Genomic DNA, 12,304 nt, shown 5'->3' on the forward strand with positions numbered 1-12,304 from the left:
GTAGCTGGGCTGGATGTCAGCGCTTCGGCTTGGCGCGAGGATTCTTTAATTGCACAGTGCCATCACTGTGATACGGCTCTCGGAATGTTTACCGGAAACCGTCGCGCAAATCCCCTTCCCGCGCCAGAAACCGCCCTTCCCTTTTACCGTTCGCCTGGCCTTCGCTGTAACTCAACACACCATTGACCCAAACCCCATCAATCCCTTCCGCCGCCCGCTGCGGGTCATGGAAATCCGCCACGTCGCGAATGGTCAATGGATCAAACAACACCAGATCCGCCCAATGCCCTTCACGAATTTCACCGCGTTCCTTCAAGCCGAAACGCGCCGCCGACAACCCGGTCATCTTGTGCACGGCGGTGTGCAGCGCAAACAGTCCGACATCACGACTGAAATGCCCGAGCACCCGCGGGAATGCGCCCCACAAACGCGGATGGGGAAACGGGTCTTCCGGCAATCCGTCGGAGCCGACCATCGACAACGGATGGGCGAGGATCCGCCGCACATCCGCCTCGTCCATCCCGTAATACACCGCACCGGCCGGTTGCAGGCGGCGGGCGGCGTCGAGCAGTGGCATGCCCCACTCGGCGGCGATGTCGAGCAGATCGCGGCCGCTCACTTCAGGATGCGGCGTGGACCAGGTGATGGTGATGCGGTGGGCATCGGTGACTTGCTTGAGGTCCAGGGTCGAGGAACTCGCCGCGTAGGGATAACAATCGCAGCCCACCGGATGGGTTTTTGCCGCGTGCTCAAGGGACGCCAACAGTTGCGGACTGCGACCCCAGTTGCCGACACCGGCACATTTGAGGTGGGACACGATGACCGGGGCTTTCGCGTGTCGGCCGATCTGGAACGCTTCGTCCATGGCCTCCAGCACCGGTTCGAATTCACTGCGCAAATGGGTGGTGTAGACCGCGCCGAAAGCGCTCAGCTCTTCGGTCAGTTGCATCACTTCGTCAGTGGACGCCGAAAACGCGCTGGCATAGGCCAGGCCGGTGGATAACCCCAGTGCGCCCGCCTCCAGGCTCTCGCGCAATTGCTCGCGCATCGCGCTGATTTCCTGCGCAGTGGCAGTACGAAACAAGTCATCAAGGTGATTGCTGCGCAGCGCGGTGTGGCCAACCAGCGCCGCCACATTCAGCGTGGTGTTCGCTGCTTCGACAGCGGCGCGGTAGTCGCGGAACGTCGGATAAACAAACGCAGCACGTGTGCCGAGCAGGTTCATCGGGTCCGGCGGATCGCCGCGCAAACTGACCGGCGAGGCACTGATCCCGCAGTTGCCGACGATCACCGTGGTCACGCCCTGGCTGAGCTTGGGCAGCATCTGCGGCTGGCGGATCACCACGGTGTCGTCGTGGGTGTGCACATCGATAAAACCCGGCGCGAGCACCCGGCCAGCGGCGTCAATTTCATCCGCGGCGCGCGCGTCGTGCAAGTCGCCGATGCGCTCGATGCGGCCGTTCAGGATCGCCACGTCAGCGGGATAACCGGGCGTGTTGCTGCCGTCGATAACCAGGGCGTTGCGAATCAGCGTGTCGTACAGCATGTCAGTCTCCAGGCCTCAACTCCTGCCCTTGATCAAATGGTGATCGAACCCTTGCTCCACCAGGTAACGCCAGGCGACCTGGACCTCGTCGGGAATCACCTGCTCGGCCTGGAAGCCCAGCGCAGGGTAAACCATGATGCGGTGCACATCCCCGACCATTTCGTCGATCAGCCCCAGCACCCCGATCAGGTTGCTGATCTCCCCCGGAAAACTGAACGACGGCGCATCCACCCAAGCCTGCAGTTCGGGCCATTGGACAGGCAAGGTCAAGGCCACACGGCGGATCGAATTCGGCTTGGTCAGGAACGTCGCGCGACGCACCTGAGGAAACAGCGCCTTGGCGAATGCGATGTTCTCGGCAAAGTTGGTGGCGCGCGGTTCCAGGGTGAATTGATCCGTCGTCACCCCAAGCGCCAGGGCCCGTTGCGCAAAAATATCGGCTTCGGTGCGCTCCCACAAATGCTTCGTCCAGTTGCCGGTATTGCCGGTGAACAGCAGATGCGGGGCGATGCCTTTTTTCAGCAGTTCGCAGGCGTAATCGCAAACCCGCAAATCGTAGGAGCCACAGACCACGATCAGTTCGCAAGCCTGGTGCTGGCGCCCGGCCCCGAGGAAGTCCCACAGGACAGTGGCGTGCTGCAGGGTCGGCGTCATGAGCGGGCGAACCTCTGGGCAACCCGCCCACTGATGAACAGACCGCTATTGCCAAAGACGTGAGGCCCCAGATCGGTCAGCGCGACCGGCAGCGCGGTGAAATCCGCATACACCCGCGCCGCGCCGTGATCGGTCAACGTCGAATCATCGCCGATGCCGACACACAGCGCACCGCTGCTGATCGCCGACTGCACGCCGCTGACCGAGTCTTCGAACACCAGGCATTCATCGCTTTGGCGCTCCAGTTGTGCCGCCGCCAAACGATAGGCATCTGGCGCCGGCTTGCCACTGCGCACGTCGTCGCGGCAGATGATGCTGTCGAACACTGCGGTCAGATTATGTTGCTGCAAGACGTTGTCGACTCGCGCACGCCAACTGCTGGTGACCAGGGCCATGGGCACCGCGCACTCCTTCAGTTGGGCGATAAACGTGGCCACTCCCGGCACCAGCGCACAGGTTGACACCTGCTCGACGGCATCCACTTCCTGCTTGATCGCCACGCGCTGTTCCTCGTCAAACTGACCGAACAGCGCCTGCATGGTATGACCGCCCGGGCGGCCGTGAATGTGTTCGGTGATAAACGCCGGGTCCACGGCCACGCCGTAGCGCCCCGCGACGCTGGTCCAGGCGAATTCGATGACGTCGCGGGACTGGATAAGCACGCCATCCATATCAAAGCAGACGGCTGTAAACGTTCGTTGTGTCATGAGTTGAACTTCGCATCTTCTGATGAGCAATAAACGCCAGCACTGTGCCGATCAAGGCAAACAGCGCCATCACGTAGTAGGACCACTGCGGCTGCGTTTCGTACAGATAGCCGGCAAAAGGCGTGGCCAGGCCCATGGGCAGCGCAACCGCCAGGGAGTAATAGACGCCCTGAGTAAAGACCTGAATGTCTTGCGGCGCATGGTCACGGATAAACCGCATGATCGCCGAGTGATACGCGGCAAAACTCAGGGCGTGCAGACACTGCCCCAGCAGAATTACCGACACCGCATCACTGTTGGAAAACAACGCCCAGCGTAACGCTGCACAGACGCTGGAAAAGATCACGATCGACAACGGCGAACAGAACGACAGGACTTTATTGGAGAGCGCGAAATAGGTGATTTCCGCCAGCACCGCCACCGACCAGAACGCGCCGATGTAGGCCGAAGAGTAGCCTTTCACGCCCCAGCCAATCGACGCTGTGGAAAAGTACAAGGTGTGGCTCAGTTGGATAAAACTGGCGGCGGCAATCGCGATCAGCAGACTTTTATGTGCAAACAGCGCCTTCCAGTCCGGTCGTTTAATCGTGCGGCTGGCCGGCTGCAAATGCGCCCTGGACACTTGATGCTTCAAGCGCAAACACGCCAGCGCGGTGAACAACATGCTCGCCGCAATCACGATCGGCACCCAGGACTGGCTGTAGTGCGCGAACAACAAACCGCCGAGGGTCGAGGTCAGGATAAAGGCCGAAGAACCCACCGCCCGCACCCAGCCGTAGTTCTGCAAGGCTTGCTTGTCACGCTTGAGCAGATAGGACTCGGACAGGGGCAACACCACCATCCACAGCCCGCCAAACAGCACGCTCAGGCACACGAATATCCACAGGTGCGCCGGCATGAAATAGAACAGCAACGTACAGAACGCCGCCGAGAAACCGAGAAAAGCCGCGAGACGCAGTTGGTCCACGCGCCAGTCGGCCACGTAAGTGATAAATACCCCGGTAAACACCTGGGGCCAATAAGCCGCCGCAATCAGCAGGCCTATCTGGCTGGCGCTGAATCCCAGGGAATCCAGCCAGGTCGGCCAGAACGGATAGATAATCCCCTCTGCCGCAAAGAACCCGAAAAAGATCAAATACATTCGTCAACCATACGCTCAATGCTCCAGAGCAGGGCTCCACTGGAGCCCTGAAAACGATCCCTTATTCGAAGCGTTGTTGGGTGAAGCTGTTTTTGCCTTTGCGCCAGACAATCAGCGCTTCACTCATCACCACCAGATCGACCATGCCGTCTTTCAACGCATCCAGTGCGTCTTGGGATGAACACACTATCGGTTCTTCATGCCGGTTGAACGAGGTGTTGATCAGGGCGGCCTGGCCGGTCTTGTCATGCCAGGCGTTCAACAGGCGATGCATGAACCCGTCGCCTTGCGGGCGGATGATCTGCGGTCGCGCGGTGCCGTCGATGTGCACCACCGCTGGGCTGGCCTCGCGAAACTGCGGATGACAATCGTAGGTCATGGTCATGGTGTCTGCCGCGACCTGCTCCTCATCCCAGCCGACGTAGCACGCTGCGGCCTGCTCAATGGCCGTGACCGGGCCGAACGGCATGAATTCGGTGCGGTGCATGCGCTTGTTCAGCCAATCGTTCACCTCGGCATCCTGGGCGTGATAGACGATGCTGCGGTTGCACAGCGAACGCGGGCCGAATTCCATCTTGCCCTTGAACATGCCCAGCACCTGATTCTCCAGCAGCGCCTCGGTCAGGACCTCGATGATGTTCGACGGCGTGTGGTAGCCGAGTTCGGGGTAGTCGCGAGTGATCAGGTTGATGTTCTGCGAAACACTGCGCGATTCCGGCCCGAGGGTCATCGCCGGGTTCTTGAAGCGAGTGCCGTTTTCCAGGTACGCCGCCCCGACCGCCGCCGCCAATGCCAGGCCACCGTCGCCCATGCACGGCAACACGTAGACGTTTTTCACCCCGGGAATTTCGCGCAGGCGCTGATTGAGTTTCACATTACCGAACACGCCACCGGCCAGGCACAGATTGGTGCTGCCTTTTTGCGCGAGGTGATGGGTAACCGTCGCCACCAGCAGGTCTTCGGTGTGGCGTTGCACAGCGGCGGCGATGTCTTCGGGGGTTTCCCGGGCGAACAGGGTTTCCAACGGTTCGCTGTAGTGGTTGTAGGAAGGCAGGAACAGGTCGCCGCAGCAGGCCTTGATGCGCCCGTCTTCGAAACGGATCATTTGCTGCATCACCCCCAGCAGCTTTTGCGGATCGCCAAAGGCAGCGAGGCCCGTGACTTTGCCTTCATGTCGATTGGGTTTGTAACCGAGCAAGTGGGTGATCCGACCGTAGAAATAACCCAAGCTGTCGACGCTGGTTTCGCGCTGTAACACGCTGGTTTCGCTGGGGCTGTACCAGGTCACGGTCAAGGACTGGAAATCACCGCGGCCGTCGCAGGTCAGGGTCAACGCCTCGTCAAACGGTGAGCAGACATAGGCGCCGAGGGCATGGCATTCATGATGGTCAATATAATAAGCCTTGCCGGTCAAATCATTGGCGGTAATAAATTCGTCAAACTCGGTTCTTTTTTCTTTATCGTTTTTTACTTCATCCGTTATACGTTGTCGGAATTGTGCCAGCCCTTGCGGATTATTCCTGACTTCTTCAACGATGCGATCAAAGTACAACTCAAGGTGTTTATCGGCACTGAAACCGGCATTCCATCCATAGGCAACATAATTGACATCTTCGAGTGATAGCCCCGCCTGGCCAAGTACAAACTCTATGGACTTGGTCGGCCATACCTTGTGATCTTTTATGCGAGTGAATCGCTCTTCACTGACCGCCGAAAGAATCAGGCCATCACGTACCAGGCAGGCGCCCGACAAATCATTGTTAGTAATGCCTAAAATGATCATAACTGCTCCTTGTTCTTGCCAATTTCAGTGATGACTGTGCCTACGCTCGATGAGCGCAGCGCTCTAGCCTGGGCTTATGAACGGATTAAGGCATCAATGCCGAACGTCATAAATTTTGAAGCGGCGAAGTCAGACGATTCGCTCGGGATATGCCTTTACGAGAAGGCAAAGAGATTATTTATTGCCATTGGCTTTAATTATGTTTATCCGGGTGACAGCCTAGTAAGAAATATCTGAATGACCTCATGAGATATAAACTAAAAATTAAATACCTTCGTGAACTCCCCTGTTTACGGGGATTTCAGCAGCAGAAAAATAGTTTGATTAGCCAGACACAAAAAACCCGCCGACAAGCGTATTGCTCGTCGGCGGGCCATGTATTAGCCAGCAGTTAGATCAGACCATTTCGTGGAGGATCCACTCGGTCACCGAAGTCCGTTTCGGCGCCCAGCCCAGCTGTTCACGGGCATGTTTGCCGCGCACCCGGCTGTTCGAACCCAGGCCATAGTTGGCCATTTCATAACCCCACTCGGCCTCGGCATCCTTGAGCGGCCAATCTTGCGGCTGGCCCAAATTCAGCGCTTGTGCCATGGCGGTGGTCATGTCGATGAACGAAGACTCGCCGCTTTCGACGAAGTAGAACGTGCCCGGGACGTTGTTGGTCAGCGCCAGCAGGTACAGCGCTACGACGTCTTCGATGTGCACGTTGGACCAGATGTTCTGGCCAGTGCCGACGTGGCGCACCACACCACTTTTTTGCGCTTGTTTGAGCAGGCGCGGCAACTGCACGCTGTCGCGCTTGACGCCCAGGCTGTGGCCGTAGATCAGGGTGTTGCAGATGACGGCCGAGTTCACCCCGTCCTTCGCGGCGGCGAGGATCAGGTTGTCGATGGCCACGCGGGCGGCCTTGTCGACGGTGGGTGCCGGCAGGCTGTCTTCGTAGTAGATGACGTCGCTGGATTTGCCGCCCGACGCATCGCCGACGATGCTCGAACCGCTGGTGTGCAGGAACACTTTGTTGGAACCGCGCAATGCATCGAGCAGGGCTTCTACTGCGGCGCGATGGTCGCTGCTGGCGGCGTTGATCACGGCGTCGGCGGCACGGGCCTGCTCGGCCAGCAAGGCGCTGTCATCGAGGGTGCCGATCACTGGCGTAATGCCCAGCGCGGTCAGTTCATTGGCTTGTTCGGCACTGCGTACCAAACCGGTAACGTGATGGCCGGCCTGGACCAGACCCGTGGCGATGGAGCCGCCGATAAAACCGGCAGCGCCGGTAACGAATACGTTCATGGAGAAACTCCCTGCGTGAATAAGTGATGCAACGAGTATCAACGACCGATCCGTGTCGAAAAATCCCCGCTGGCCCAATTCACTCTTGCGCAGGGATCACGAATCAGCCTTTGAAATCAGAATTCGCATACACCGCCAATTTGCTCTGGATGAAGTCCAGGAAGCACTGGATGCGCAGGGCCAGTTGCGAGTTGCGGTAGTACACGGCGTTGATTGGCTGGCGATAACCGCTGTTGAAATCCGCCAGCACTTCCTTCAGGCGCCCGGCGCGGATGTCCGCATGAGTCATGAAATCCGACAGACAGGCGATGCCTTGGCCTTCCAGCGCCAGCTGCCGCACGGTCTCGCCGCTGGAGGCGTTGATCGCCGCATTGATCGGCCAGCGATCACCGTGCACATGGCGCAGCGGCCACTGGTTGAGGCCTTCATTCTGGGTAAAGCCGAGCAGCGTGTGGTCGTTGAGTTCGGCAACGGCAACGGGTATGCCGTGTTGCTCGAGATACGCCGGGCTGGCGACGATGTGCAGCGGACTGCAACCCAGGGAACGCGCGTGCAAGGTCGAGTCGGCCAGCGCGCCGATGCGGATGGCGATGTCGGTGCTTTGTTCCAGCAGGTCAATGATCAGGTCGTTGCTGTTGAGTTCGAGCTGGATGTCCGGGTAGAGCCGGCGGAACTCATCGATGTACGGCACGATGGCGTGCAGCATGAACGGTGATGCGGCATTGATGCGCAGGCGTCCGGACGGGGTTTGCTGGCGGGAGTTGAGGCGTTCTTCGAGTTCGTCCATCTGATCGAGAATCAGCTTGGCGTGTTCGAAGAAATACTTGCCCTCCTCGGTCAGGTCCATGCGCCGGGTGGTGCGGTTGATCAGCGTGGTGTCGAGCTTGGCTTCCAGGCGCGACAACGTGCGGCTGACTGCCGAAGGCGTTTGCCCGACCTGCTCGGCCGCAGCGGAAATCGACCCGCATTCAATCACGCAGACGAAGATCTGCAATTCATCGGATCTGGCTTTCACGTGGGTCCTCTTTGCGAATCGGCGTGGCATGAATCGCCAAGATCGCAGCCTTCGGCAGCTCCTACAAGGATTGCGTCCCCCTGAACCACCGGGTGTACGCGATCTGCCGCGAGCTGCGATCTTTCCCGCCGTTGCGACGGATAGTAGCCGGAAAACTTAAACAGACAGGCCAAACACCTCAGCCAAATGCTGCTCATAGCGCTTCACATCCCCTTCGATGTCCGGGCGTTTCATCACATCCACGCACAGGAAGGTCGGCAAACCGGTCATGCCGAGGAAGGTGTTGGCCTTGTGGAACGGGAAGTACACCGCGTCCACGCCCTTGGCTTCGAAGAAGTCGGTCGGGTCGTCGAAGGCTTGCTGCGGCGCGTTCCAGGTCAGGGACAACATGTATTGCTTGCCCTGCAACAAACCACCGCTGCCGTACTTTTGCGACGCATCGGAACGGGTGCGACCGTCGCTGGCGTAGAGGCTGCCGTGGCCTTCAGTGAAGACTTCGTCGATGTACTTTTTCACGGTCCACGGCGCGCCCATCCACCAGCCCGGCATCTGATAAATGATCACGTCGGCCCAGACAAACTTGGCGACTTCTTCCGCGAGGTCATAGCCCTCGTCGATAAACGTGGTCTTCACGTCCAGGCCACCGCGATCCAGCACGCTCAGCGCGGCATCGTGCAGGGTGGCGTTGTAGCGGCCATCGGAGTGGGCGAACTTTTTGCCGCCATTGAGCAAGAGCACTTTTTTCATGGGAGGTCTCGGAAGGTTGGAATTCGATGGCGGCAGAGTAACGATCCGCCTCGCGCGGAATAAGCGCCAAACTCACAAAATTCATTTGACCAAAACGCACGAATCGACAGGCGATTGTTGCCATAGACTTGCGCCGATTGTTAATTCGAGGGATTTTTTCGATGAGTGATGTACAAGGCTTCATCCTGCACGCCAAGACCCGCCCGGAAAAAGCCGAGGCCTTTGAAGCGCTGTTTCGCGCCTATGTCGAGCCGAGCCGCGCCGAACCCGGTTGCATCGAATACCACATGCTGCGCGACCAGCAGGACCCGACGCTGTTTATCTTTTATGAAATCTGGGAATCCCAGGCGCATCTGGACGTGCACTCGAACCTGCCGCACATGAAGCAGTTCCGCGATCAGCGCATGGACTACCTGGAGCGGGATTTCGATATCCGCGCCATCAACATGCTCAGCCCGTCGTCGGCTAGCCGCTGATCAGCAAGTGGCCGCCGAGTACACCGAGGCCGATGAAGAACACCCGCTTGAATAGCACGGCGCTGATCCGCTGACGCAACCATTGCCCGAGCAACATGCCGAGCACCGCCGGGATCAGCGCCAACAGCGAGGCACTCAACTCGCCACCGCCGAGGGCACCGCGCCAGAACAGGCCGGCAGCCAGCGCCAGGGTCGAGACGGTGAACGACAGCCCCAGCGCCTGCACCAGTTCATCCTTGTTCAAGCCCAGTGCTTGCAGATAAGGCACCGCCGGAATCACAAACACGCCGGTGGCCGAGGTGATGACTCCCGTCAGTACGCCGCAGACCGGGCCGAGCCAACGCTCGGTGCGACTGCCCACGCGCAACGTTGGCAGGAACAGTCCGCTCAAGGCGTACAGCAACAACGCCGCCCCCAATCCCCGCACCACCCAATGCCCACCGGCCATGCCGATCCACAACGTGCCGGCGCCAGTGCCGATGAAAATCGCCAGCAGCATCGGCCACAAGCGTTTGATCAGTCCTTGCAAATGCCCGCCGAAGGCCAGTTGCCAGACGTTGGTCAGGGTCGCCGGAATGATCAGCAGCGCGGCAGCCTGCGACGGCGCCATAGCCAGACCGAGCAAGCCCATGGCGATGGTCGGCAGGCCGAGGCCGATCACGCCCTTGATCATGCCGGCGAGCAGGAAGGTGGCGATGACCAGCACAGACAAGGCCAGACCGAGGTTTTGGTAGAACGCGGCGAGAGTATTCATGGGGCAATCCTGCGCCTGAACGGTTGGCTTGAAAATCTGCCATATACTGAGGGTGCCTCTTGATATGACGGAGGCTCGATCGCTCCCACGCTCTGCGCGGGAACGCAGCCCGTGACGCACCGCGTCACTTGCCGAAGCGGATGCGGAGCGTCCAGTGAGGCATTCCCACGCGGAACGTGGGAACGATCTTGTGGAATCCCTATGCACTTCGACCTCACCGACCTGCACCTTTACCTGAACATCCTCGACACCGGCAACATCACCGCCGGCGCCGGCCGCACGCATCTGTCCCTGGCTGCCGCCAGTGCCCGCATCCGCGCCATGGAGGCCTCGCTGGGTATCGCGTTTCTCCAAAGGAATCGCCGCGGCGTCACGCCCACGCCCGCCGGCAAGGCACTGGCGCAACACGCCAGGGTGCTGCTGCAACAGGCCGAGCGCATGCAACAGGATCTCGCCGACTACGCCAAAGGGGTCAAAGGCCAGGTGCGGCTTTTGTGCAACACCACGGCGATCACTGAATACCTGCCGGAGTTGCTTGCGGACTTTCTGCGCGAGCATCCCAACCTCGACATCGACTTGCAGGAACTGCCCAGTGCCCGCATTACCCACGCCGTGCGCCAAGGGGCGGCAGACCTCGGTATCGTCTCCGACGCTATAGACACCGACGACCTGCAAACCCGGCCCTTTCGCGATGACCCGCTGGTCTTGATCCTGCCCCGCAATCACCCTTTGGCCGACGCTGGCGAAGTCAGTTTCAGCGACACCTTGCGCCACGATTACGTAGGACTGAGTGCCAACAGCGCGCTGGCGGTTTACCTGGAGGAACAGGCGCTGCATACCGGTTCGCGGATGCAGATCCGCATCCGCGCCGACGGCTTCGATGGCGTGATGCGCATGGTCGCCCGAGGGGCTGGACTGGCGATCGTGCCTTTGGCCGCCGTCGAACGCGGGGCAGCGCATCAATCGTTCAAAAGCATCGCCCTCACCGAGCCCTGGGCCCAGCGCAAACTGCTGCTGTGCGCCCGGGACTTCGCTGCGTTGCCCGGTTATGCCAACGCCTTGCTGCACGCCTTGACTCTCCCCTGAGGGGCAGACTTTACCCTTGAGGTTTGATCTTCAAGGACGCAGACGATGGGCAAGAAGATTCTGGTGATTCTCGGTCATCCTTCGAGCAACAGCTTTTGCGGCGCGCTTGCCGAGCGGTATGCGCAATCGGCGTTGCGCGCCGGACACGAAGTGCGGCAGTTGTTTCTCGGCCAGCTGGATTTCGACCCGGTGCTGCGTGAAGGCTATCAACAGGTCCAACCGCTGGAAGCCGATCTGCGCCGGGCTCAGGCTGACATTCTGTGGGCCGAACACCTGACGCTGGTATATCCGATCTGGTGGGGCGGGATTCCGGCGTTGCTCAAGGGCTTTTTCGACCGGGTGTTCTTGCCCGGATTTGCCTTCAAGTACCGCGCAGGCAAGGCGTTTCCCGACAAACTCCTGCACGGTCGCAGCGCGCATTTGCTGGTGACGATGGACACGCCTCCCTGGTATTACCGTTGGGTCTATCGCATGCCGGGGCTGCACCAGATCCGTAAAACCACCCTGGCGTTTTGTGGCATAGAACCCCGGCGCACGCTCACCTTCGGCCCGATCCTGGGCTCCAGCGCCGGTCAGCGCGAAGCCTGGCTGTTGCGAGCCCAGGCTATCGCCAGTCAATAAGTCTGCCGATAATGGGCCCGGTTTACCCACGGCAAAAAAGGACTTTCCATGTACATCGGCCAGGCTGCGCAGCGTTCGGGAACCACCATCAAGAGCATCCGTCACTACGAGGCCATCGGCCTGTTGCCGCCCGCGAGGCGTCAGGGCAACTACCGGGTTTATGACCAACAGAGCGTCGATCTGCTGAGCATCATCAAGTGCGCCCAGCAACTGGGTTTCAAGCTCAAGGAGTTGCAGGCGATTTTCGCCGGCCAATCCGGCCAGCCGCTGGCATGGACCGACGCGCAGCAGGCGATCACGGACAAGAAGCGCGAGGTCCACGACCAGATCGCGGCGCTGACCCAGCGGCACGCACAATTGGTCGAGTTTGAAGACAGCCTGCAAAACGCCTGGAAACACTGCCCTTTAGAGGGAATTTGAACGCCATTGTCCGTACGTTAATCAATGCAAAATAAGCACAAGGAATAACTTGCAAGGTACGACA

At 59.7% G+C, this 12,304-nt stretch carries 13 protein-coding genes; 4 read left to right on the forward strand and 9 right to left on the reverse strand.

Annotation, left to right across the window (positions count from 1 at the left end; genetic code table 11):
* Nucleotides 1-88: 88 nt before the first annotated feature.
* The 8 genes from HKK53_RS16565 to HKK53_RS16600 all read right to left on the reverse strand — a co-directional run bounded on the left by HKK53_RS16565 (nt 89) and on the right by HKK53_RS16600 (nt 8,883).
* Nucleotides 89-1,546, reverse strand: a complete 1,458-nt coding sequence (locus tag HKK53_RS16565) for an N-acyl-D-amino-acid deacylase family protein (protein WP_169371711.1) — start codon at nt 1,544-1,546, stop codon at nt 89-91.
* 15 nt (nt 1,547-1,561) lie between these two features.
* Nucleotides 1,562-2,200 (reverse strand): YdcF family protein, encoded by a 639-nt coding sequence (locus HKK53_RS16570; protein ID WP_169371712.1) that lies wholly within the window; start codon nt 2,198-2,200, stop codon nt 1,562-1,564.
* Nucleotides 2,197-2,871 (reverse strand): HAD family hydrolase, encoded by a 675-nt coding sequence (locus HKK53_RS16575; protein WP_237150574.1) that lies wholly within the window; start codon nt 2,869-2,871, stop codon nt 2,197-2,199. Before HKK53_RS16575 ends, HKK53_RS16570 begins: the two co-directional genes overlap by 4 nt.
* A 1-nt stretch (nt 2,872) precedes the next feature.
* Entirely contained in the window at nt 2,873-4,048 is a 1,176-nt protein-coding gene (locus HKK53_RS16580; protein ID WP_169371714.1) for an MFS transporter, read from the reverse strand.
* 61 nt (nt 4,049-4,109) lie between these two features.
* Nucleotides 4,110-5,831: a carbamoyltransferase family protein gene (locus HKK53_RS16585; RefSeq protein ID WP_169371715.1), complete on the reverse strand. Its 1,722-nt coding sequence runs from the start codon at nt 5,829-5,831 to the stop codon at nt 4,110-4,112.
* Nucleotides 5,832-6,227: 396 nt separating this feature from the next.
* The gene (locus tag HKK53_RS16590; RefSeq protein ID WP_169371716.1) at nt 6,228-7,121 is read right to left on the reverse strand and encodes an NAD-dependent epimerase/dehydratase family protein; all 894 of its coding nucleotides are present in this window, start codon (nt 7,119-7,121) and stop codon (nt 6,228-6,230) included.
* A gap of 103 nt (nt 7,122-7,224) precedes the next feature.
* On the reverse strand, nt 7,225-8,136 hold the full coding sequence (locus HKK53_RS16595) for a LysR family transcriptional regulator (protein WP_169371717.1): 912 nt from the start codon (nt 8,134-8,136) through the stop codon (nt 7,225-7,227).
* A gap of 156 nt (nt 8,137-8,292) precedes the next feature.
* Entirely contained in the window at nt 8,293-8,883 is a 591-nt protein-coding gene (locus tag HKK53_RS16600) for an NAD(P)H-dependent oxidoreductase (protein WP_169371718.1), read from the reverse strand.
* A gap of 161 nt (nt 8,884-9,044) precedes the next feature.
* Here HKK53_RS16600 and HKK53_RS16605 point away from each other — a divergent pair, with 161 nt between their 5' ends.
* A complete protein-coding gene (locus HKK53_RS16605) occupies nt 9,045-9,359 on the forward strand; it encodes a putative quinol monooxygenase (RefSeq protein ID WP_169371719.1) in 315 nt (104 codons plus the stop codon).
* On the opposite strand, the gene HKK53_RS16610 is transcribed toward HKK53_RS16605, so the two are convergent.
* Nucleotides 9,349-10,113: a sulfite exporter TauE/SafE family protein gene (locus HKK53_RS16610; protein ID WP_169371720.1), complete on the reverse strand. Its 765-nt coding sequence runs from the start codon at nt 10,111-10,113 to the stop codon at nt 9,349-9,351. The genes HKK53_RS16605 and HKK53_RS16610 overlap by 11 nt on opposite strands.
* Before the next feature lie 201 nt (nt 10,114-10,314).
* On the opposite strand from HKK53_RS16610, the gene HKK53_RS16615 reads away from it, so the two are divergent.
* From HKK53_RS16615 to HKK53_RS16625, 3 genes are read left to right on the forward strand one after another with little or no spacing between them, the layout of a single operon-like run.
* Nucleotides 10,315-11,199 (forward strand): LysR family transcriptional regulator, encoded by an 885-nt coding sequence (locus tag HKK53_RS16615; protein ID WP_169371721.1) that lies wholly within the window; start codon nt 10,315-10,317, stop codon nt 11,197-11,199.
* Nucleotides 11,200-11,244: 45 nt separating this feature from the next.
* Nucleotides 11,245-11,820, forward strand: coding sequence for an NAD(P)H-dependent oxidoreductase (locus HKK53_RS16620; protein WP_169371722.1), 576 nt, complete (start codon nt 11,245-11,247; stop codon nt 11,818-11,820).
* A 48-nt stretch (nt 11,821-11,868) separates the two neighbouring features.
* Complete coding sequence (locus HKK53_RS16625) at nt 11,869-12,240, forward strand: MerR family transcriptional regulator (RefSeq protein ID WP_169371723.1); 372 nt, start codon at nt 11,869-11,871, stop codon at nt 12,238-12,240.
* Nucleotides 12,241-12,304 lie beyond the last annotated feature (64 nt).

This window comes from Pseudomonas sp. ADAK7 (genome assembly GCF_012935675.1).
In the GTDB taxonomy this organism is placed as follows: Bacteria; Pseudomonadota; Gammaproteobacteria; order Pseudomonadales; family Pseudomonadaceae; genus Aquipseudomonas.